A 21,721-nucleotide genomic window follows, 5' to 3' on the forward strand; every position below is an offset into this window, starting at 1 on the left:
CCCTGCCGGGTAAAGCGGTGGCTGCCATGGATGCAGCCAGGCTTTGCCGCGCCCGGCGAATGCCTCGGGAGAGTCATCATGCGTGCTGCTCAATTGAAAGCTGTATTGCCACGGGAGCTGCTCGCCTCGGTGGTTGTGTTCCTGGTCGCCCTGCCCTTGTGCATGGGCATTGCGATTGCGTCCGGCATGCCGCCGGCCAAGGGTTTGATCACCGGGATCATCGGTGGCCTGGTCGTCGGGTGGCTGGCGGGTTCGCCGCTGCAAGTCAGCGGCCCGGCGGCAGGCCTGGCGGTGTTGGTGTTTGAGCTGGTACGCCAACACGGAATGATGATGCTGGGGCCGATCCTGCTGCTGGCGGGCTTCCTGCAACTGGTGGCTGGGCGGTTGCGCCTGGGTTGCTGGTTCCGCGTGACGGCACCGGCTGTGGTGTATGGCATGTTGGCAGGTATCGGCGTGCTGATTGTGCTGTCGCAGATCCATGTGATGCTCGACGGTGTGCCCAAGCCTTCGGGGTTGGATAACCTGGCGGGTTTCCCGGCGGCAGTGGCGCAGGCCATTCCCAGCCTTGGCTGGCAGGCGGGTTTGCTCGGGCTGTCGACGATGCTGGTGATGTACCTGTGGGACAAGCTCCGCCCGAAAACCCTGCGCTTTGTGCCCGGCGCGCTACTGGGCGTGGGCCTGACCACGCTGGTCAGCCTGATGCTGGCGTTGCAGGTCAAGCGTGTGGAAGTCCCGGAAAACCTCGCGGACGCCATCGACTGGCTGCGCCCCAGTGACCTCTTGAACCTGGCCGACCCTCAGCTGTTGATCGCGGCATTCGCCGTGGCCTTTATCGCCAGCGCCGAGACCTTGCTCTCCGCCGCAGCGGTAGACCGCATGCACAACGGCCAGCGTTCGGATTTCGACAAGGAATTGTCCGCTCAAGGTGTGGGCAACATGTTGTGCGGCCTGGTCGGCGCCCTGCCGATGACCGGTGTGATCGTGCGCAGCTCAGCCAATGTCCAGGCCGGTGCAACCACGCGGTTATCGGCGATGTTCCACGGGCTGTGGCTGTTGGCATTCGTGCTGTTGCTGTCGAGCGTGCTGCAAAGCATCCCGGTGGCGAGCCTGGCGGGCGTGCTGGTGTACACCGGGATCAAGCTGGTGGACATCAAGGCATTCAAGGCCTTGGGGCGTTATGGACGCATGCCGATGTTCACCTATGCGGCGACAGCGCTGGCGATCATTTTTACCGACCTGCTGACCGGCGTGCTGGTGGGCTTCGGGCTGACGCTGGTCAAGCTGGCATTCAAGGCTTCGCGTTTGAAGGTGAGCCTGATCGACCTGCCCCAGGACAGTGAGATGGAGCTACGTTTGAGCGGTGCGGCGACCTTCCTGAAAGTGCCGGCGTTGACCCAGGTGCTGTCGACGGTGCCGGCCGGGACGACCGTGCATGTGCCGCTGAACAACCTGAGTTACATCGACCATTCCTGCCTGGAGTTGTTGGAGGAATGGGGGCGGGCCAATGCGGCGAAGGGTTCGAAACTGGTGATCGAGGCGCGTGGGTTGAAGCGCCGGTTGGAAGGTCGGGTGCGGATGACGACGGGGATAGGCTCGGCAGCGCCCTCTGGCTGACGAAACCGGATCAAAAATGTGGGAGCTGGCTTTTGTGGGAGCCGGGCTTGCCCGCGATGCAGGCACCTCGGTGTTTCAGTTGCACTGAGGTGATGCAATCGCAGGCAAGCCAGCTCCCACAAAAGCCAGCTCTCACACACATTGGTCTGGTATCGGCTGCGAGATTTAGGCCGGCTGATCCAGCGCCAACTCCACACCCAGTTGGCGAGACAGGCACGGCCAGCGCTTCCACGCGGCTTCCGTGTTCGGGCTCTTGAGCGTTTCGCGATAAGCCTCCACCGATTCCAGCGCAAAGCTGTCTTCGTTGAGCATCTCATCCACCGCCAGGTGCACGGCTTCATCGAGGCTGTTGGCAAATGCTTCGCCGATCAGCTGGTGCGCAATCAGGTTGGCCACGGTGGTGTCCGCCGGGATCAGCGGCTGGCCGAAATGCTTGATATACAGATCGTTTACTTCTTCCACCAGGCGATGGGCCAGGTAGGCCTCGTCCAGCAGGCCATCGAGCCCTTCATGCCCGGCGAGGATCGCGGGCGGCTGCAGGAAGAATTGCTCGGCGATTTTCAGCACAGGCTTGATCTGGCTTTCGATACCAGCCTCGCGGGCCACGTCGTTGGCGGCGTCGAGCAAATCCGGGACGAGGTCGATATAAGCAGTGACGAAGCGCGTCATGACAATGTTGCGATCACCGTCAGCCAAAGAGATGGCCGAATGCAGGTGCGGCAATTGGGTTTCCAGTTGCTGGGCCAGCTGGCCCGTGCTGGCTTCGTGTTGATGGGCACGGGAAATCTGCTCGCGCAATGCGGCGGTGTTCATGAGGGCTCCAGTGATGCAGGCGTAGGAAAAGGGAGAGGATAAGGTAGCTCGTTTATACGAGCGCCTCAGACGCATTTGTCATAATTATTTCATGGTTATGCGCCTGTGTTATATCGGAATGCCATCGTTCGTCGGATAAACGATTCCGCCCCCGGTTTTATTGGCTCCGCCCGTCTGTTTGTGCTGATTTGTCCCCACACATTGCGGGGTTGCAGGTGCTGTCTATACTCGGTTTTGTAGGCAATTAGCTGATGACGCCAGACTGCATAAGCAGGTGAGGCTAAGCGGTTGTAAGCAGTATGGAAGCCGCTCCCTTCGACGCAGGTGCAAACCGGCGGGATAACAAGAACGATAAGGGGAACCCGCAATGACGCGACATCCACACGTTTGGATGGGCCTTCTGTTGTGGTCGGTATTCGGCCAGGCGCACGCCGCCTGGACCACGAATATGGCGCCAGGGGCGACTGAAGTCAGCCACGCTGTGTTTGACCTGCACATGACCATTTTCTGGATCTGTGTGGTGATCGGCATCATCGTGTTTGGCGCGATGTTCTGGTCGATGATCCTGCACCGCCGGTCCACGGGCCAGGTGGCGGCCAAGTTCCACGAGAGCACCACCGTGGAGATCCTCTGGACCGTGGTGCCCTTGCTGATCCTTGTCGCGATGGCCATTCCGGCAACCAAGACCCTGATCAATATCTACGACAGCAGTGAGTCGGATATCGATATCCAGGTCACCGGCTACCAGTGGAAGTGGCACTACAAATACCTCGGCCAGGATGTGGAGTTCTTCAGCAACCTGGCCACCCCCGCCGAGCAGATCCATAACCAGGCGACCAAGGGCGAGCATTACCTGCTGGAAGTCGATCAACCGCTGGTGCTACCTGTGGGCGCAAAAGTGCGCTTCCTGGTGACCGCCGCCGACGTGATCCACTCCTGGTGGGTGCCGGCCTTTGCGGTCAAGCGCGACGCCATCCCCGGCTTCGTCAACGAGGCCTGGACGCGCGTCGAGAAGCCCGGCATCTACCGTGGTCAGTGTGCCGAACTGTGTGGCAAGGACCACGGTTTCATGCCGATCGTGGTCGAGGTCAAGTCCAAGGCCGACTACGACACCTGGCTGGCGGCGCGCAAAGACGAAGCCGCCAAGCTCAAGGAGCTGACCTCCAAAGAGTGGACGCTGGAAGAGCTGGTGGCCCGTGGCGACAAGGTCTACCACACCGCCTGCGTGGCCTGTCACCAGGCCGAGGGCCAGGGCCTGCCACCGATGTTCCCGGCGCTCAAGGGTTCGCCAATCGCCACCGGGCCCAAGGAAGACCACCTGCACCGCGTCTACTTCGGCAAGCCCGGCACCGCCATGGCAGCGTTCGGCAAGCAGCTCTCGGAAGTGGACATCGCCGCCGTTGTCACCTACGAGCGCAACGCCTGGGGCAACAACAAAGGCGACATGGTCACGCCGAAAGACGTGCTGGACCTGAAACAGGCGGAAAGCAAATGACTGACTTCAGAGCGTCTACCCCGACCGGCCCCGCCCACTCGCCTGCAGGAGAACGGCCATGAGCACTGTGATCGATGACCATGGTCACGCCGACCATGCCCACGGCCCCGCCAAAGGCCTGATGCGTTGGGTGCTGACCACCAACCACAAAGACATCGGTACGATGTACCTGTGGTTCGCCTTCACCATGTTTCTGCTCGGCGGTTCGTTCGCCATGGTGATCCGTGCCGAACTGTTCCAGCCCGGCCTGCAAATCGTCGAGCCGGCGTTCTTCAACCAGATGACCACCATGCACGGCCTGATCATGGTGTTCGGCGCAGTGATGCCGGCGTTTGTCGGCCTGGCCAACTGGATGATCCCGCTGATGATCGGCGCGCCGGACATGGCCCTGCCGCGCATGAATAACTTCAGCTTCTGGCTGCTGCCTGCAGCGTTCCTGTTGCTGGTCTCGACCCTGTTTACCCCCGGCGGCGGGCCGAATTTCGGCTGGACCTTCTACGCCCCGCTTTCCACCACCTATGCGCCGGAAAGCGTGACGTTCTTCATCTTCGCCATCCACCTGATGGGCATCAGTTCGATCATGGGCGCGATCAACGTGGTCGCCACCATTCTCAACCTGCGCGCGCCGGGCATGACCCTGATGAAAATGCCGCTGTTCGTCTGGACCTGGCTGATCACCGCGTTCCTGTTGATCGCCGTGATGCCGGTGCTGGCGGGTTGCGTGACCATGATGCTGATGGACATCCACTTCGGCACCAGCTTCTTCAGCGCGGCCGGTGGCGGTGACCCGGTGCTGTTCCAGCATGTGTTCTGGTTCTTCGGCCACCCCGAGGTATACATCATGATCCTGCCAGCCTTTGGCGCCGTCAGCTCGATCATCCCGACCTTCTCGCGCAAGCCGTTGTTCGGCTACACCTCGATGGTGTACGCCACGGCGAGCATTGCCTTCCTGTCGTTCATCGTGTGGGCGCACCACATGTTCGTGGTGGGCATTCCGCTGGTGGGCGAGTTGTTCTTCATGTACGCCACCCTGCTGATCGCCGTGCCGACGGGGGTGAAAGTGTTCAACTGGGTCAGCACCATGTGGCAAGGCTCGCTGACCTTCGAGACGCCGATGCTGTTTGCCGTGGCCTTTGTGATCCTGTTCACCATCGGCGGCTTCTCCGGGCTGATGCTGGCGATTGCCCCGGCGGACTTCCAGTACCACGACACCTACTTTGTAGTGGCGCACTTCCATTACGTACTGGTGCCCGGCGCGATCTTCGGCATCTTCGCGTCGGCCTACTACTGGCTGCCGAAATGGACCGGCCACATGTACGACGAAACCCTGGGCAAGCTGCACTTCTGGCTGTCTTTCGTGGGCATGAACATGGCGTTCTTTCCGATGCACTTTGTGGGATTGGCCGGCATGCCGCGGCGGGTGCCGGACTACAACCTGCAGTTCGCCGACTTCAACATGGTGTCGTCGATTGGCGCGTTCATGTTTGGCGCCACGCAGATCTTCTTCCTGTTTATCGTGATCAAGTGCATCCGTGGCGGCCCGCCGGCACCGGCCAAGCCGTGGGATGGGGCCGAAGGGCTGGAGTGGAGCGTGCCTTCGCCGGCGCCGTACCACACCTTCACCACGCCGCCGGAGGTCAAATGAACAAGTCGCCACGGGACTCCTGTGGGAGCGGGCTTGCCCGCGAAGGCGGTGTGTCAGTCGCCACATGCAGTGCCTGGCACACCGCTATCGCGGGCAAGCCCGCTCCCACAGACAATCAAAAGCTGGGGGTGTGTGATGGCTGAGTCCGTGCCCATCAGGCGCCTGGTCACCCGCCTGCTGATCCTGGTGGTCGCCATGTTCGCCTTCGGCTTCGCCCTGGTGCCGATCTATGACGTGATGTGCAAGGCGTTCGGCATCAACGGCAAGACCGCCGGGCAGTACGAAGGGGCGCAGGTGGTGGACCCGTCGCGCCAAGTGCGCGTGCAGTTCCTGTCCACCAATGCCATCGACATGGTCTGGGAGTTCCACGCCAAGGCCGATGAAGTGGTGGTCAACCCCGGTGCCGTGACCGAGATGCTGTTCGTGGCCTACAACCCCACGGACAAGGCCATGACCGCCCAGGCCGTGCCGAGCATTTCGCCGGCGGAAGCGGCGATGTACTTCCACAAGACCGAATGTTTTTGCTTTACCCAGCAGGTGTTGCAGCCGGGCCAGCGCATCGAGATGCCGGTGCGTTTTATCGTCGATCGCGACATGCCCAAGGATGTGAAGCATTTGACCCTGGCGTACACGCTGTTTGATATCACTGCGCGCCAACCGCCGGTGGCCGTCCACAGCGGCGGCTAGCTACTGTTTGCCCCCTCAATCAGGAGAGCGAATACATGTCGTCTCATGATACGTACTACGTACCAGCGCAAAGCAAATGGCCAATAATTGCCACGGTTGGCATGCTGGTCACGGTGTACGGCCTGGCCGTGTGGTTCAACGATCTCAAGGCCGCGCGCCCGGAATCCCACGGCCCGTGGATCTTTTTCGTCGGCGGGTTGTTGCTGGCCTATATGTTGTTCGGCTGGTTCGGCGCGGTGATCAAGGAAAGCCGCGCCGGTTTGTACAGCCCGCAGATGGACCGCTCGTTCCGATGGGGCATGACCTGGTTCATCTTTTCCGAAGTGATGTTCTTTATCGCCTTCTTCGGTGCGCTGTTTTATGTCCGTCACATGTCGGCGCCATGGCTGGCGGGCGAGGGCTCAAAAGGCGTCGCGCACATGCTGTGGCCGAACTTCGAGTTTGCCTGGCCGCTGCTGAACAACCCTGACCCAAAACTCTACCCCGCGCCCGAAGGGACGATCAGCCCGTGGGGTCTGCCGCTGGTCAATACCATCTTGCTGGTGAGTTCCAGCGTGACCATCACCATTGCTCACCACGCGCTGCGCAAAGGTCATCGCGGCGCGCTCAAGCTCTGGCTGGCGATCACCGTGCTGCTGGGGTTGGCGTTTCTCGGGTTCCAGGCCGAGGAATACATCCATGCCTATAAAGAGCTGGGCCTGACCTTGGGCTCGGGCGTGTACGGCGCGACGTTCTTCATGCTCACCGGTTTCCACGGCGCCCACGTGACTATCGGCACGATCATTCTGTTTGTGATGCTGATGCGCATCCTCAAGGGGCACTTCAATGCCGAGCATCAGTTCGGCTTCGAAGCGGCGAGCTGGTATTGGCACTTTGTGGATGTGGTGTGGATCGGCCTGTTTTTCTTCGTGTATGTGCTGTGAGGCGATTTACCACGGCGCGTGAGACACCAGCTGGCCGCTGAAAAAGCCCCAGGTGATCAACGCCAGGGTGATGACGGCGAACACGACACGCACGGTCAAGGCAGTGACGAGGCGATTGGAGTTGCCCTCGTCCTTGACCAGAAAGAACAAGCCACTGAACAGGCTCACAACGGTCGCGATCAGCATCAGGGCAATAGCGGCTTTGAGCATGGTCGGGCTCCAAGGGGATGGGCGGGCAATGAAAACAAGTATAGCCAGCGCCATGAAATGCTTTCGCCCGGGGATCGCGCCGACACTGGTGGTGTTGGTGCTGCTGCCCTTGATGGTAGGCCTGGGGTTTTGGCAGCTGTCTCGCGGCCATGAAAAGCAGCTGCTGGTGGACCGTTACGCTGAGCGGCGCGCGGCGGAGCCGATCAGCAGCGCGCAACTCAACGACATGCCTGACCCGGCCTTTCGCCGCGTGCGCTTGCGCGGCCAATTCGACGCCGAGCACAGCGTGTTGCTCGACAACCGCATGCGCGATGGCAAGGCCGGCGTAGAGCTGCTGCAACCCTTTCACGACAGGGCCAGCGGCCTCTGGCTGTTGCTCAATCGCGGCTGGCTGCCCTGGCCAGACCGCCGCACCCCGCCCGCCTTCACCACCCCAGCCACGCCGGTGAATCTCGACGCCTGGGTGTATGTCGCCCCCGGCGAAACCTTCCAGCTGCATGCGGACCCAGCGACCGCGCAATGGCCGCGCCTGCTGACCGCCTTGCACCCTGGCGCGCTGTGGACGGAATTGGGTCGCAGCGGCTTTGCCTACGAGCTGCGCGCCGAAGCTGGCCCCGGTACGTACGAAACCACCTGGCCGATCGTGGCCATGGGCCCGGAAAAACACCTCGCCTACGCCGTGCAATGGTTCGCCATGGCCCTGGCGTTGCTCGCGCTGTACCTCTACCTCGGCTGGCACAACAAAAAGGAGAAGTCCCATGGGAGCGGCCATGAATCCACCCAACATGTCTGAGGCGCCGGACCGGCGCAAAGGCCGCTGGCAGTTGATCCTGATCCTGCTGATGGTGGTCGGGCCGATGGCGCTGGCCACGTTCATGTACAAATTGCAGTTCTGGGTGCCGGACAGCCGCAGCTACCACGGCCAGATGATCGGCAACGGCCAGACCCGCGCCGATATTGGCGTGCAGGCTGATGAAGAGCGCTGGCAGCTATTGGTCACCGCGCCCGCCGCGTGCGCTGCCGATTGCCAGCAACTGGTGTACCTGGCGCGCCAGCTGCAAATCGGCCTGGGGCGTGATGCGTCCCGCGCCAGCCATGCCTTGGCCAGCGCGCAGCCAGTGAGCGCTGAGTACGAGGCCAAGCTGAAGGCCGAATACCCGCAACTGCAACGTTACCCGCTGGACTTGCCGACGTTCCGCAAGGACGCCGCCGCGCCGGGCGATGCGCAGCTGTGGATCGTCGACCCCCACGGCAACCTGGTGTTGCGCTACGACGCCACGGTCAAGGGCAAGGACTTGCTCAACGACCTGCGCCACCTGCTGAAACTGTCGAATATCGGATAAGGGCATCGTCATGGCCAAACCTGGATTTCGCCTCGCGTTGTTTGCCACCTTGTTGGCGCTGATCGTCGTGCTGCTCGGCGCCTATACCCGCCTGACCCACGCCGGCCTTGGTTGCCCGGACTGGCCGGGCTGCTACGGCTTTATCAGCGTGCCGCAAAGCGAAACCCAATTGGCCCATGCCGAATTGCACTTCCCTGACACGCCGGTGGAGGCGGACAAGGGCTGGAGCGAGATGATTCATCGCTACTTCGCCGGCACCTTGGGCCTGCTGATCGTGCTGCTGGCGGCGCGTTCGTGGAGCCATCGCCGCGACCCGGGCCAGCCGGTGAAGCTGCCGCTGTTCCTATTGGCGGTGGTGTTCGCCCAGGCCGCGTTTGGCATGTGGACGGTGACGCTGAAACTGTGGCCGCAGGTGGTGACCGGGCATCTGCTGGGCGGCTTTGCCACCTTGAGCCTGCTGTTTCTGCTGACGCTGCGCCTGTCCGGCGTGCTGCCCGCGCTGATCGTGCCCAAGCGCCTGCAATATTGGGCGACGGCCGGGCTGGTGCTGGTGATCGGGCAGATTGCGCTGGGCGGCTGGGTCAGCTCCAACTATGCGGCGGTGGCCTGCATCGACCTGCCGACCTGTCATGGCGAGTGGTGGCCGGCGGCGGATTTTGCCAATGGCTTTCACCTGACCCAGCACATCGGGCCCAACTATTTGGGCGGGCAACTGGACAGCGAGGCGCGTACGGCGATTCACCTGACCCATCGCCTCGGCGCGGTGCTGGTGTCGTTGGTGTTGCTGGGCCTGGCCTGGCAACTGCGCGCCGTGGGCATGAGCCGTTTGGCTGGCCTGCTGCTGATCGCCCTGGGCGCGCAAATCTGCCTGGGCTTGAGCAATGTGTATTTCCACCTGCCGCTGCCGGTGGCGGTCGGGCATAACGCCGGCGGCGCGGCGTTGCTGCTGACGCTGGTGCTGGTCAACTACCACGCCCGTACCAGCCTGGTTCGGGTGCGCAATCAGCTGCCGTTTGGCTGGCGTTTTATCCCGCGCAAACATGTCTCGGGCCTCATCACCCTTAAAGGAGAGATGCCATGGCGACCTTGATCGGTGCGCGTCAACACCAGGCGATCTGGCGTGACTACCTGGAGCTGACCAAACCGAAAGTGGTGGTGCTGATGCTCGTCACCTCACTGGTGGGGATGTTCCTCGCTACCCGCGCCGGCGTGCCGTGGGCGGTGCTGGTGTTCGGCAACCTGGGGATTGCGTTGTGTGCCGGCGGTGCGGCGGCGGTCAACCATGTGGTGGACCGGCGCATCGATGCGGTGATGGCGCGCACCCACAAGCGGCCGTTGGCTGAAGGGCGCGTGTCGCCGCTGGCGGCGCTGATCTTTGCGTTGCTGCTGGCGGTTGCAGGGCTGGCCCTGTTGCTGGCGTTCACCAACCCCTTGGCGGCGTGGCTGACCCTGGCTTCGCTGTTGGGTTATGCGGTGATCTACACCGGCTTTCTCAAGCGCGCGACGCCGCAGAATATCGTGATCGGCGGCTTGGCCGGCGCGGCGCCGCCGTTGCTGGGTTGGGTCGCCGTCACCGGCCATATCAGCGCCGAGCCTTTGCTGCTGGTGCTGATCATCTTCGCCTGGACTCCGCCGCACTTCTGGGCCCTGGCCATCCATCGCAAGGAGGAATACGCCAAGGCCGACATTCCGATGTTGCCGGTCACCCACGGCGAGCACTACACCAAGGTGCATATCCTGCTCTACACCTTCGCCCTGCTGGCGGTGAGCCTGATGCCCTATGTCATCCACATGAGCGGCCTGCTCTACCTCGTGTGTGCACTGCTATTGGGCGCGCGCTTTCTGCAATGGGCCCTGGTGTTGTACCGTGGCGCTCAGCCGCACGCGGCGATCAACACCTTCAAGTACTCTATCTGGTACTTGCTGCTGCTGTTTATCGCCCTGCTCGTCGACCATTACCTACTGTTGAGCCTATGACCCGTACTCAAAAAACCGTCTTTATCCTGGTGGCCATTGTCGCGTTGATCATGGGCCTGACCGTCAACAAAGTGCTCAGTGGCAAAGGCCAGGGCGACCCTACTGCGCTGATCGATGCCGGCATTATCCTGCTGCCGCAAAGCCGCCAGCTGCCGCCGGTGACCATGACTAATCAGGAAGGCCAGCCGGTGCTGGTCAATGAGTTGAAGGGCAAGTGGAGCCTGCTGTTCTTCGGCTACACCTTCTGCCCGGACATCTGCCCGACCACCCTCGCCCAGCTGCGCCAGATCAAGAGCGAGCTGCCCAAGGAGGCGGTGGACCAGTTGCAGGTGATCCTGGTCAGCGTTGACCCCAACCGTGACACGCCGACCCAGCTCAAGCAGTACCTGGGCTACTTCGATCCGCAGTTTGTCGGCCTGACCGGCGCGAATGTGGAGGAGGTGCAGAAGGTTTCGAATGCGGTGAGCATCCCGTTCATTCCGGCGGATACCAGCAAGCCGAACTACACGGTGGACCACAGCGGTAACCTGGCGCTGATCGGGCCGGATGGGACCCAGCGCGGGTTTATCCGGGCGCCGTTGAATAATCAGAAGTTGGTGGTGCAGTTGCCGGTGCTGTTGCAGCGCCAATAATCAGCAACACAAAACAAAAGTGGGAGCCGGACTCATGTGGGAGCTGGCTTGCCTGCGATTGCATCACCAGGGTGTGACTGACACACCTCGGTGCCTGCATCGCAGGCAAGCCAGCTCCCACAAAAGCCGGCTCCCACATTTTTTGATCTCCGGTGTTGAGGAGATCGAGTTGGATCAGAACGCCGGCTTGATCGCGCCTTTGTACTTCTCTTCGATGAACTTCTTCACTTCCGGCGTGTGCAGGGCTGCAACCAGCTTCTTCACCGCGTCCGAATCCTTGTTGTCTTCGCGGGTCACCAGGATGTTCACGTAAGGCGAGTCGCTGCCTTCGATGACCAGTGCGTCCTTGGACGGGTCCAGCTTGGCTTCCAGGGCGTAGTTGGTGTTGATCAGCGCCAGGTCAACCTGGGTCAGTACGCGCGGCAAGGTGGCGGCTTCCAGCTCGCGGAACTTCAGTTTTTTGCTGTTACCGGTGATGTCCTTGATGGTCGACAGGATGTTGGTCGGGTCCTTCAGGGTGATCAGGTTGTGCTTGGCCAGCAGCAACAGTGCGCGGCCGCCGTTGGTGGCGTCGTTCGGGATCACCACGTTGGCGCCGTCCGGCAGCTCGGCCAGGGTCTTGTACTTGCTGGAGTAAGCGCCCAGGGGTTCCAGGTGCACGGCGCCAACGCTGACCAGGTGCGTGCCCTTGGCCTTGTTGAACTCATCCAGGTACGGCTGGTGCTGGAAGAAGTTGGCGTCCAGGCGCTTTTCCGCGACCTGTACGTTGGGCTGCACGTAGTCGGTGAAGACCTTGACCTGCAAGTCCACGCCTTCTTTGGCCAGGGCTGGTTTCACGAATTCGAGGATTTCTGCGTGCGGCACCGGCGAGGCCGCGACCGTGATGGTCTCGGCGTGGGCGGAAAACGCGGCAACGGCGGCGAAAGCAACCAGTAGTTTTTTCATCCAGCAAGCTCCTTGTTCGGGCATTTGCCGGCTTTGAGCCGGCAATGGCCGTTATTTTCGAGAAAAGTGCACCACCAGCCTGTCGCCGACGGTTTGCAGAATTTGCACCAGGATCAACAGCATCACCACGGTGACCACCATCACATCGGTCTGGAAACGCTGGTAACCGAAACGGATCGCCAGGTCGCCCAGGCCACCGGCGCCGACCACACCGGCCATTGCCGTGTAGGAAACCAGTGTAATCGCCGTCACCGTAATCGCGGCGAAAATGCCGGGGCGTGCTTCAGGCAGCAGGGCGTTGGTAATGATCTGACGCGTCGTAGCGCCCATCGACTGGGTGGCTTCGATGATGCCGCGGTCCACTTCACGCAGGGCGGTTTCCACCAGGCGCGCGAAGAACGGCGTCGCACCCACCACCAGTGGCGGAATCGCACCGGCCACGCCCAGCGACGTGCCAGTGATCAGCACGGTGAACGGGATCATCACGATCAGCAGGATGATGAACGGCAGCGAACGCAGGATGTTCACGATCAGTGACAGCAGTGCGTACAGGCCTTTCTGTTCGAACAGTTGGCGCGGGCTGCACAGGAACAGCAGCACGCCCAACGGCAGGCCGAGCAGCACGGTAAAGAACAGCGAACCGAACAGCATGATCATGGTGTCGCCGGTGGCGAGCCAGATTTCCGACCAGTCGATATTGGCGAAGAAACTCAACAGGACTTCCATTAGCGCAGGACCTCCATGTGGACGTCTGCGGCGGTGAAGCGCGCAAACGCGGCGTCCATGTCGCCGCCGGTGACGGCGAGGGTCAATTGCCCGTAGGGGATGTCTTTGATGCGGTCGATACGACCGGCGAGGATGCTGTAGTCCACACCCGTTTCACGGGCGACGGTACCCAGCAGCGGCGCGTAGGTCGCGTCGCCCTGGAACGTCAGGCGCACGATGCGGCCGGGCACGTGGGCGAAGTCATCGCGCTGCTCGTTTTCATCGACCTGTTCCGACTCTTGCACGAAACGCTTGGTGGTCGGGTGCTTGGGGTGCAGGAACACGTCGGCCACCGAGCCTTGCTCGACGATGACGCCGGCGTCCATCACGGCCACCTGGTCGCAGACGCGGCGGATCACATCCATTTCATGGGTGATCAGCACGATGGTCAGTTTCAGCTCGCGGTTGATCTCGGCCAGCAGTTGCAGGACCGACGCGGTGGTTTGCGGGTCGAGGGCGCTGGTGGCTTCGTCGCACAGCAGGATCTTCGGCTTGGTCGCCAGGGCGCGGGCGATGCCGACGCGCTGTTTCTGGCCGCCGGACAATTGCGCCGGGTACTTCCTGGCGTGATCCGACAGGCCGACGCGGGCCAGCAGCTCGGCGACGCGCAGGTCGATTTGCTTGCGTGACAATTCGCCGGCCAGGGTCAGTGGCAGCGCCACGTTGTCGGCAACGGTCTTGGACGCGAGCAGGTTGAAGTGCTGGAAGATCATCCCGACCTGCTGGCGGAAACGGCGCAGGCCGTTGGCGTCCAGGGCGGTGACTTCTTCACCATCGACAGTGATCTGACCGCCGCTGGGTTGTTCCAGGCGGTTGATCAGACGCAAAAGGGTACTTTTTCCCGCACCGGAGTGGCCGATCAAGCCAAATACCTGGCCGTTCTCGACGCGCAGGCTGGTGGGGTGCAGCGCGGGGATTTCCTTACCGGCGACGCGGTAGGTTTTATGGACGTTATGAAACTCGATCACGTAGCGAACCTTGTGGGGCGCATGGAAAAGGGATCAGCGGTTAGCCGGGCGCGCATTTTAGCCTGTCCGTATAGTCTTTCTTAGCATTTCTTTTGCATTCATCCAGCGATTTGGCAATAACGCGATCAAAGGTCATAAAAAAGGAACGGCCCAAAACCCCATCAGTCACTACTTAAGCAATGCGCTTCCCGGGTGCCGTGCCTGGGTCTGAATAAGGAGTTTTGACTGATGAGTACGAAAAAGCCAAAGAGCGAACTCGCCGGAACCGACACCCTGGACCGTAAGAACACCAATGCCAAGCTAGAGGCCTTGGAAGCATTTCGCTCTGACGCTACTGGCCAGGCCCTGCGTACCAACCAGGGTGTGAAGATCTCCGACAACCAGAACAGCTTGAAGGTCGGTGCCCGCGGGCCTTCGTTGCTTGAAGATTTCATCATGCGTGAAAAGATCACGCATTTTGACCATGAGCGCATCCCGGAGCGCATCGTGCATGCGCGTGGCACCGGTGCCCATGGTTACTTCCAGACCTATGAGAACCATTCTGCACTGACCAAGGCCGGTTTCCTGCGCGACCCCGGTCATAAAACCCCGGTGTTCCTGCGCTTTTCCACTGTGCAAGGCCCACGTGGCTCCGGCGATACGGTGCGCGACGTACGTGGTTTTGCGGTGAAGTTCTTCACCGAAGAAGGTAACTTCGACCTGGTCGGCAACAACATGCCGGTGTTTTTCATTCAGGACGCGATCAAGTTTCCTGATTTCGTGCACGCGGTAAAACCGGAGCCCCACAACGAGATTCCTACAGGCGGCTCGGCCCACGACACCTTCTGGGACTTCGTGTCGCTGCAACCCGAATCGGCGCACATGGTGATTTGGGCAATGTCCGACCGGGCAATTCCTAAAAGCCTGCGGGCCATGCAGGGTTTTGGGGTGCACACCTTTCGCTTCATTAACGCCGAAGGGACGTCCAGCTTCGTAAAATTCCACTGGCGCCCTACGGCCGGCACCTGCTCGCTGGTGTGGGATGAAGCGCAAAAGCTCGCGGGTAAAGATACCGACTACCACCGCCGCGATCTCTGGGAATCGATTGAGATGGGCGATTACCCCGAGTGGGAATTGGGCGTGCAGGTGATTCCCGAGGATAAGGAGCATGCGTTCGACTTCGATATCCTCGACCCGACCAAGCTGATTCCCGAAGAGCTGGTGCCGATTACGCCGCTGGGCAAGATGGTGCTGAATCGCAACCCGGACAACTTTTTCGCTGAAGTCGAGCAGGTCGCCTTCTGCCCAGGCCACATCGTGCCGGGTATCGACTTCTCCAATGACCCGTTGTTGCAGGGCCGTCTGTTTTCCTACACCGATACGCAGATCAGCCGACTCGGTGGGCCGAACTTTCATGAGTTGCCGATCAACCGCCCGGTGGCGCCGTTCCATAGCGGCCAGCGCGATGCTATGCATCGCACCACCATCGACAAAGGGCGTGCGGCGTACGAACCCAACTCCATCGATGGCGGCTGGCCGAAGGAAACCCCGCCTGCCGCACAGGACGGTGGTTTCGAGTCGTACCATGAACGTATTGACGCCCATAAAGTGCGTGAACGCAGCGAGTCGTTTGGCGATCACTTCTCCCAGGCGCGCCTGTTTTTCCGCAGCATGAGCAAGCATGAACAGGAACACATCATTGCGGCCTACAGCTTTGAGCTGGGCAAGGTGGAGCGTGAGCACATCCGCGCGCGCCAGGTGAATGAGATCCTCGCCAACATTGACCTTGAGTTGGCCAAGCGTGTGGCGCAGAACCTGGGCTTGCCGGCGCCGAAGAAAGGCACAGTGCCGGAGCGCAAGACATCGTTGTCGCGCTCACCGGCCTTGAGCCAGGCGAACCTGCTGTCGGGTGATATCAAGACGCGCAAGGTGGCGATCCTGGCCGCGAATGGCGTGGACGGTGCTGCAATCGACGCCTTGAATAAAGTGCTGAAGGCCGAAGGCGCCCACGCCAAATTGCTCGGGCCGACCTCGGCACCGGTCACCACGGCGCAGGGCAAGAGCCTGCCGGTGGATGCGTCCATGGAAGGGTTGCCGTCGGTGGCATTCGACGCGGTGTTTGTGCCCGGCGGCGCCAAGTCGGTGAAGGCGTTGAGCGAAGATGGCGTGGCGCTGCATTACCTGCTGGAGGCCTACAAGCATTTGAAAGCCATTGCGGTGGTGGGCGAGGCCGAGCAGTTGCTGGGGCTGTTGAAGCTGGAGGCTGATGCGGGGTTGATCGTCGGCGGGGATGCCAAGGCGTTGAAGGCGTTTGTGGCGGCGATTGCCCAGCATCGGGTTTGGGAGCGGGAGCCGAGGGCTAAGGCGATTCCGGCTTAAGTTTTGGGTTGTTGGTTGGATCGCTATCGCGGGCAAGCCCGCTCCCACATTTTGAATTGTGAATACATTCAAGTGTGGGAGCTGGCTTGCCTGCGATGGCTTTATTGCACCTTGCGCGGAATTAATACAACCTGCGCCGGGATCTTCTTCAGGATCTGCCGGTGCAGCTTCAGGTCATACGCCGAATCGATACGCTTGACCCGCTTGGTCAGCAGCGTGGCCAACCATGGATAGTCCTCGGTGCGCGGCACCTGGATGCTCACATCACACTGGTAATTCACCACATCGGTGGCAATCGCATCCAGTTGATGACGAAGTTCTTCAATATCGACGAGGTTCAACGCCACGGTGGTGCTTTCGGCCGTCGGGTCGATGACCTTGGCTACCGGCTTGGCTTCGGCGGCTTTCAGGGCCGCTTCGGCCTGGTCCAGTTCGGCCTTGCGGGCGTGGCTGATGGCGCTGTTCACGCCGCCGGTCAGCGCCGGGGCCTTGGGCATCAGGGCGCGGGCGCGGCTGAGGGCGGTGGCGGCGGCGTTGACGTCGCCTTTTTGCAGGACGATCTGGCTGCGCTGCAGGTAGGCTTCGGCCAATTGGCGTTGGTACGGCTCCAGCGCGGGATCGTTGGGCGACTGGGCTTGCAGTGCGGCCAACTGGTCTTCGGCGGTGGCCAGCTCACTGCTGGCGAGGTTTTGCTCCAGCTGTGCGATGGCCGTAGCGCGTGCGTCCGGGGCCTGGACGGCGGCGGGCGGTGTGCTTTGACAGGCGCCCAGCAGCAGGGAAAATGCGGCAAGGAGCAGATAACGGGAGGTGAACGGCTTCATTCCTGCGACTCTCTATTTGCGCAAAAAGCGAGCAAGTCTACACCCCTCGACGGGGCAGGACAAAACTCAGCAGAAACAGCGCGGCGGCCGTGACCACAATCGACGGCCCGGCCGGCGTGTCCTTGAACCAGGATAGCGCCAGGCCTCCGCACACGGCGAGCATCCCCAGCAGGCTGGCGCCTATCGCCATCTGCTCTGGTGAGCGGGCATGGCGCTGGGCGGCGGCGGCGGGAATGATCAGCAGCGACGTGATCAACAATACGCCGACAATCTTCATCGCGACAGCAATCACCACGGCGATCAACAACATCAGGGCCATGCGCAGGGTCGGCACGGGCAAGCCTTCGACGGTGGCCAGTTCCTCATGCACGGTGATGGCCAGCAGCGGACGCCACAGGGCGATCAGCAATACCAGCACAATGGCGCTGCCGCCGAGGATCCAGCCCAGGTCGGTGCTGCTGATCGCCAGCAGGTCGCCGAACAGGTAGGCCATCAGGTCGATGCGCACTTCGTGCATGAAGCTCAGCACCACCAGGCCCAGGGACAAGGTGCTCGGCGCGAGGATGCCGAGCAGGGTGTCGGAGGCCAGTGGCTGGCGTTGTTGCAGGGTCACCAGCAGCACCGCCAGCAGCAGGCAGCCGACGGTGACGGCGATGGTCGGGCTGACATCCAGCAAGAAGCCCATGGCCACGCCCAGGAGCGCAGCGTGGGACAAGGTGTCGCCAAAATAGGCCATGCGCCGCCAGACGACGAACGAGCCTAGCGGGCCCGCCACCAGCGCCAAAGCCAAGCCTGCCAGCAGGGCGTAGAGCAGAAAATCAGCCATGCTTGCAGCTATCTCCATGAGCGTGGGTGTGAGGTGCGGCGGGATCGTCGACCACTTCGCCGTGCAAATCGTGGGCGTGGTCGTGGTGGTGATGGTAGATCGCCAGGCTCTGCGCGTTCTTGCCGAACAGCTCGACGAACGCCGGGTCGCCGCTGACCTGTTCCGGGTGGCCGGAGCAGCACACGTGGCGGTTGAGGCACACCACCTGGTCGGTGGTGCTCATCACCAGGTGCAGGTCGTGGGACACCATCAGCACGCCGCAGCCATGGCGGTCACGCAGGCGGGTGATCAGGCTGTACAGCTCGGCCTGGCCGGCGACGTCGACGCCTTGCACGGGTTCATCCAGCACCAGCAGTTCCGGCTCGCGCAGCAAGGCGCGGGCCAGCAGCACGCGCTGCATTTCGCCGCCGGAGATGCTTTGCACCGGGCTGTCGATCACCTGTTCGGCGCCGACTTCCTTGAGCGCGGCCTGGGCGCGGGCGCGGTCTACACCGGGCACCAGGCGCAGGAAGCGCAGTACGGACAGCGGCAGGGTCGGGTCGACGTGCAGTTTTTGCGGCATGTAGCCCACGCGCAGCTTGGGCTTGCGCCACACGCTGCCGGTGTCGGGCTTGAGCAGGCCGAGGACGGCGCGCACCAGGGTGGTCTTGCCGGCGCCGTTGGGGCCGATCAGGGTGACGATCTGCCCCGGTTCGACGCTCAGTGCGATGTTATCCAGCACGGCTTGCCCGGCGAATGTGACCCCGACCTGTTCCAGGCGGATTAACGCATTGCTCATCAAGCCCCCTGGCAGCCCGAGCACAGGCCGACCACTTCGACCGTTTGCCCTTCGACGCGGAAACCGACGTCGGCAGAACTCTTGATGATGGCGTCGCTGATGCTTTTTTGTTCAAGCTCGATGGCCGCGTGGCACTCGCGGCAGATCAGGAACTGGCCCTGGTGCGCGTGTTCCGGGTGGTTGCAGCCGACGAACGCGTTGAGCGAAGCGATGCGGTGCACCAGGCCGTTCTCCAGGAGGAAATCCAGCGCACGGTACACGGTGGGCGGTGCCGCGCGGCGACCGTCCTGCTCACTGAGCACGCCGAGGATGTCGTAGGCGCCCAGCGGCTTGTGGCTCTGCCACACCAGTTCCAGCACGCGGCGACGCAAGGCGGTCAGGCGCAGGCCCTTCTGTGCGCACAGGGTGTCGGCTTCCGACAGCGCGGTATGCACGCAGTGAGAGTGGTCGTGGGGACGGCTGGCAAGCGGTGTTTTAGGCATGAGCGGCGACAGATATTTGATAGAGACGTTATTATGTTACCCGTTCCTACGCCATTGAGTGGTCATCGTGTCCCGACTTTTTCCCGTTTTTGTCGTATTTGTCGCCAGTTTGTTCGTAACCGGCGCCGCTCAGGCCGAGGTCAAGGTGCTGACCAGCATCAAGCCGCTGCAGTTGATCGCCGCCGCTGTGCAGGACGGCGTGGCGGTTCCAGAGGTGTTGTTGCCGCCGGGCGCGTCGCCGCATAACTACGCATTGCGTCCATCCGACGTACGGCGCGTGCAGTCGGTCGACCTGCTGTATTGGATCGGCCCGGACATGGAGAGCTTCCTGCCGCGTGTGTTGAAAGGTCGTACAGCGACGACGGTGGCCGTGCAGGACCTTCCGGGGATGAAACTGCGCCGTTTCGCCGAAGATAGCCACTCCCACGCCGACGAAGCCGACGAGCATGACCATGATCACCGTCCTGGCAGCCTGGATGCGCATTTGTGGTTGTCCACGGTGAACGCCCGAGTGATTGCGGCGCGCATGGCGTCTGACCTGGCAGCTGCCGACCCGGCGAATGCCGCGCGTTACCAGAGCAACGTCAAGGCGTTCAATGAGCGTCTGGATGCGTTGGATGCACGCTTGAAGGTGCGTCTGGCGTCGATTGGCGACAAGCCCTACTTCGTTTTCCATGAAGCCTTCGATTACTTCGAAGATGCCTACGGGCTCAAGCACACCGGCGTGTTCAGCGTTGCCGCCGAAGTGCAGCCCGGTGCCCAGCATGTGGCCGCGATGCGTACGCGCTTGCAGGAAGTGGGCAAGACTTGTGTGTTCAGTGAGCCGCCGTTGCGTCCGCGCCTGGCTGAGACGCTGGTGGCTGGCTTGCCGGTGAAGTTGGCGGAGTTGGATGCGTTGGGTGGGTACACGCCGGCGACGGCTCAGGGGTATGAGCAGGTGCTGGAGAAGTTGGGGAATGATCTGGCGGGTTGCCTGGAGTCGCTCTGACAGCCAACACAAAACCCATGTGGGAGCGGGCTTGCCCGCGATAGCGGTCTGTCAGTTCACACATTTGGTGACTGATATATTGCTATCGCAGGCAAGCCAGCTCCCACATTGACCGAGTTGAGCCTTTAGAGCGCGAACGGCAGTTGGATCGTGACCTGCTGGCGCTGCGCCAGGCGGTGTTCAAACTCCGCGGGATCGTGAATCAACACATCCTGCCCGGCAAACGACTCAGCCGCGATCAGGCGTGACAGCCAGAACCGCACACACGCCACCCGCAGCATCGTCGGCCACAGTTCGGCCTCCTTGGCGGTGAACGGGCGCAGCCCTGCATAGGCGCCCAGTAGTGCGCGGGCACGTTGGCCGTCGATCACGCCGTTTTCGTCCGAGCACCAGTCATTCAGGGCGATCGCCACGTCGTACAGCATCGGGCCGGAGCAGGCGTTGTAGAAGTCGATCAGGCCTGTCAGATGGGTGCCTTCGAACATCGCGTTATCGCGGAACAGGTCTGCGTGAATGTTCGCGCGCGGCAGGGCGAGGATCTGCGTCTTGTGGGCTTCGATCTCGTCCAGCGCGTCTTGCAACAAGCGCTGCGGAGCTGCCTCCAGATGCGAAATCAGCTGCGCACCTTCACTGAGCATCCAATCCAGGCCGCGATCGGTCTTGCGTTCCAGTACCTTGTCGCCTTGTGTCGCCAGGTGCAGATGGCCGAGCAGTTCGCCGACCTGGGCGCAGTGCTGGGCGTTGGCGTGCTTGATGTGCTTGCCGGCCAGGCGCGGTTGCAGCAGGGCCGGTTTGCCTTTCAGCTCGCGCAGGGCCTGGCCGTCGGTGGTGCGCAAGGCGTAGGGCACGGGCAGGTCGGCGTCGTGGAGCACGTCGAGCAGTTCGATGAAGAACGGCATTTCGGCGACGGGACCGCGTTCCACCAGGGTCAGGACAAATTCGCCCTGTTCCAGGCTGATAAAGAAATTGGTGTTTTCGCTACCGGCGGCAATTCCCTGGAAATCAAGCAGGCGGCCGAGCCCGTAAGGGGCGAGAAAGGTTTCCAGCTCGGGCCGAGCCAGGGGGGTGAACACAGACATGGTTAAAACTGCCAGTACGGGCGCCGCAGGGCGCGGCGCCAATTTAAGTTAAGAAATCATTTCCATTCGAAAATCTTCCATGACGGGATCAGCATATCCGGCTGGTCAGAACGGATGAAGTTCGCATCAGTGCCGTCCGCGCGCACTAGGAAATACGGGGGTGCGCCCTTGGGCGTGACCTTGATCGCGTACAGGAAGCCATTTTGGCGGTATTCCTGGATGGTCTTGTCGCCTTCGGTGCGGATCGTGACCTCAGGGTCACCACCGGGGGCGCTGTCGGCTGCCGTGGCGGCCAGTGGCAGGAGTGCAATCAAGCCGGTCAACAACAAGCGATTCGCTGTACGCATGATAACCTTGTCCCTTTGTCGTCAT

Annotated in this window: 23 protein-coding genes; 12 read left to right on the top strand and 11 right to left on the bottom strand. The window is 61.9% G+C overall.

Annotation, left to right across the window (positions count from 1 at the left end):
• Positions 1 to 78 precede the first annotated feature (78 nt).
• Complete coding sequence (locus tag PSH87_RS00280; RefSeq protein WP_017734713.1) at positions 79 to 1,614, top strand: SulP family inorganic anion transporter; 1,536 nt, start codon at positions 79 to 81, stop codon at positions 1,612 to 1,614.
• 165 nt (positions 1,615 to 1,779) lie between these two features.
• On the opposite strand, the gene PSH87_RS00285 is transcribed toward PSH87_RS00280, so the two are convergent.
• Positions 1,780 to 2,427 (bottom strand): hypothetical protein, encoded by a 648-nt coding sequence (locus PSH87_RS00285; RefSeq protein ID WP_305432021.1) that lies wholly within the window; start codon positions 2,425 to 2,427, stop codon positions 1,780 to 1,782.
• A 367-nt stretch (positions 2,428 to 2,794) separates the two neighbouring features.
• On the opposite strand from PSH87_RS00285, the gene coxB reads away from it, so the two are divergent.
• The 4 genes from coxB (at position 2,795) to PSH87_RS00305 (ending at position 7,177) form a co-directional block, all read left to right on the top strand.
• Positions 2,795 to 3,922: a cytochrome c oxidase subunit II gene (gene coxB / locus PSH87_RS00290; protein ID WP_026136517.1), complete on the top strand. Its 1,128-nt coding sequence runs from the start codon at positions 2,795 to 2,797 to the stop codon at positions 3,920 to 3,922.
• A 58-nt stretch (positions 3,923 to 3,980) separates the two neighbouring features.
• Positions 3,981 to 5,567 carry a cytochrome c oxidase subunit I gene (ctaD, locus tag PSH87_RS00295; RefSeq protein WP_017734710.1) on the top strand — a complete coding sequence of 529 codons (1,587 nt, stop codon included), beginning with the start codon at positions 3,981 to 3,983 and terminating at the stop codon, positions 5,565 to 5,567.
• Between the two features lie 135 nt (positions 5,568 to 5,702).
• Positions 5,703 to 6,254, top strand: coding sequence for a cytochrome c oxidase assembly protein (locus PSH87_RS00300; protein ID WP_305432022.1), 552 nt, complete (start codon positions 5,703 to 5,705; stop codon positions 6,252 to 6,254).
• A gap of 35 nt (positions 6,255 to 6,289) precedes the next feature.
• Positions 6,290 to 7,177, top strand: coding sequence for a cytochrome c oxidase subunit 3 (locus tag PSH87_RS00305; protein ID WP_305432023.1), 888 nt, complete (start codon positions 6,290 to 6,292; stop codon positions 7,175 to 7,177).
• A gap of 6 nt (positions 7,178 to 7,183) precedes the next feature.
• Here PSH87_RS00305 and PSH87_RS00310 read toward each other — a convergent pair whose 3' ends face one another.
• Positions 7,184 to 7,387, bottom strand: coding sequence for a twin transmembrane helix small protein (locus PSH87_RS00310; RefSeq protein ID WP_017734707.1), 204 nt, complete (start codon positions 7,385 to 7,387; stop codon positions 7,184 to 7,186).
• A 28-nt stretch (positions 7,388 to 7,415) separates the two neighbouring features.
• Between PSH87_RS00310 and PSH87_RS00315 the strand changes: the two genes are divergently transcribed.
• The 5 genes from PSH87_RS00315 to PSH87_RS00335 are packed head-to-tail and all read left to right on the top strand — an operon-like array spanning position 7,416 to position 11,339.
• Positions 7,416 to 8,180: an SURF1 family protein gene (locus PSH87_RS00315; protein ID WP_305432024.1), complete on the top strand. Its 765-nt coding sequence runs from the start codon at positions 7,416 to 7,418 to the stop codon at positions 8,178 to 8,180.
• Positions 8,146 to 8,730 (top strand): hypothetical protein, encoded by a 585-nt coding sequence (locus PSH87_RS00320; protein ID WP_305432026.1) that lies wholly within the window; start codon positions 8,146 to 8,148, stop codon positions 8,728 to 8,730. The genes PSH87_RS00315 and PSH87_RS00320 overlap by 35 nt, the downstream gene beginning before the upstream one ends.
• Positions 8,731 to 8,740: 10 nt before the next feature.
• A complete protein-coding gene (locus tag PSH87_RS00325) occupies positions 8,741 to 9,820 on the top strand; it encodes a heme A synthase (RefSeq protein WP_305432027.1) in 1,080 nt (359 codons plus the stop codon).
• A complete protein-coding gene (gene cyoE / locus PSH87_RS00330) occupies positions 9,808 to 10,707 on the top strand; it encodes a heme o synthase (RefSeq protein ID WP_305432028.1) in 900 nt (299 codons plus the stop codon). Before PSH87_RS00325 ends, cyoE begins: the two co-directional genes overlap by 13 nt.
• Positions 10,704 to 11,339: an SCO family protein gene (locus PSH87_RS00335; RefSeq protein WP_305432029.1), complete on the top strand. Its 636-nt coding sequence runs from the start codon at positions 10,704 to 10,706 to the stop codon at positions 11,337 to 11,339. Before cyoE ends, PSH87_RS00335 begins: the two co-directional genes overlap by 4 nt.
• A 174-nt stretch (positions 11,340 to 11,513) precedes the next feature.
• Here the strand turns inward: PSH87_RS00335 and PSH87_RS00340 are convergent, their stop codons facing one another.
• The 3 genes from PSH87_RS00340 to PSH87_RS00350 are packed head-to-tail and all read right to left on the bottom strand — an operon-like array spanning position 11,514 to position 14,017.
• Positions 11,514 to 12,284, bottom strand: a complete 771-nt coding sequence (locus PSH87_RS00340; protein ID WP_017734701.1) for a MetQ/NlpA family ABC transporter substrate-binding protein — start codon at positions 12,282 to 12,284, stop codon at positions 11,514 to 11,516.
• Between the two features lie 51 nt (positions 12,285 to 12,335).
• On the bottom strand, positions 12,336 to 13,010 hold the full coding sequence (locus tag PSH87_RS00345; protein WP_017734700.1) for a methionine ABC transporter permease: 675 nt from the start codon (positions 13,008 to 13,010) through the stop codon (positions 12,336 to 12,338).
• Positions 13,010 to 14,017: a methionine ABC transporter ATP-binding protein gene (locus PSH87_RS00350; protein ID WP_305432031.1), complete on the bottom strand. Its 1,008-nt coding sequence runs from the start codon at positions 14,015 to 14,017 to the stop codon at positions 13,010 to 13,012. The genes PSH87_RS00345 and PSH87_RS00350 overlap by 1 nt, the downstream gene beginning before the upstream one ends.
• Positions 14,018 to 14,245: 228 nt before the next feature.
• On the opposite strand from PSH87_RS00350, the gene katE reads away from it, so the two are divergent.
• A complete protein-coding gene (gene katE, locus PSH87_RS00355; protein ID WP_305432032.1) occupies positions 14,246 to 16,375 on the top strand; it encodes a catalase HPII in 2,130 nt (709 codons plus the stop codon).
• Between the two features lie 101 nt (positions 16,376 to 16,476).
• Here katE and PSH87_RS00360 read toward each other — a convergent pair whose 3' ends face one another.
• The 4 genes from PSH87_RS00360 to zur are packed head-to-tail and all read right to left on the bottom strand — an operon-like array spanning position 16,477 to position 19,282.
• Positions 16,477 to 17,196, bottom strand: coding sequence for a PA5502 family lipoprotein (locus PSH87_RS00360; RefSeq protein ID WP_305432034.1), 720 nt, complete (start codon positions 17,194 to 17,196; stop codon positions 16,477 to 16,479).
• 37 nt (positions 17,197 to 17,233) lie between these two features.
• A complete protein-coding gene (gene znuB, locus PSH87_RS00365; protein ID WP_305432035.1) occupies positions 17,234 to 18,022 on the bottom strand; it encodes a zinc ABC transporter permease subunit ZnuB in 789 nt (262 codons plus the stop codon).
• Positions 18,015 to 18,800: a zinc ABC transporter ATP-binding protein ZnuC gene (znuC, locus tag PSH87_RS00370; protein WP_305432037.1), complete on the bottom strand. Its 786-nt coding sequence runs from the start codon at positions 18,798 to 18,800 to the stop codon at positions 18,015 to 18,017. The genes znuB and znuC overlap by 8 nt, the downstream gene beginning before the upstream one ends.
• Positions 18,800 to 19,282, bottom strand: a complete 483-nt coding sequence (gene zur, locus PSH87_RS00375) for a zinc uptake transcriptional repressor Zur (RefSeq protein ID WP_026136513.1) — start codon at positions 19,280 to 19,282, stop codon at positions 18,800 to 18,802. The genes znuC and zur overlap by 1 nt, the downstream gene beginning before the upstream one ends.
• Before the next feature lie 58 nt (positions 19,283 to 19,340).
• Here zur and PSH87_RS00380 point away from each other — a divergent pair, with 58 nt between their 5' ends.
• The gene (locus tag PSH87_RS00380; protein WP_305432039.1) at positions 19,341 to 20,270 is read left to right on the top strand and encodes a zinc ABC transporter substrate-binding protein; all 930 of its coding nucleotides are present in this window, start codon (positions 19,341 to 19,343) and stop codon (positions 20,268 to 20,270) included.
• A 125-nt stretch (positions 20,271 to 20,395) separates the two neighbouring features.
• Here PSH87_RS00380 and PSH87_RS00385 read toward each other — a convergent pair whose 3' ends face one another.
• Entirely contained in the window at positions 20,396 to 21,349 is a 954-nt protein-coding gene (locus PSH87_RS00385) for a homoserine kinase (protein WP_257781722.1), read from the bottom strand.
• Between the two features lie 56 nt (positions 21,350 to 21,405).
• Positions 21,406 to 21,696, bottom strand: coding sequence for a DUF2782 domain-containing protein (locus PSH87_RS00390; RefSeq protein ID WP_017734691.1), 291 nt, complete (start codon positions 21,694 to 21,696; stop codon positions 21,406 to 21,408).
• Between the last annotated feature and the right edge of the window lie 25 nt (positions 21,697 to 21,721).

It is taken from the genome of Pseudomonas sp. FP453, assembly GCF_030687495.1.
GTDB lineage: Bacteria > Pseudomonadota > Gammaproteobacteria > Pseudomonadales > Pseudomonadaceae > Aquipseudomonas.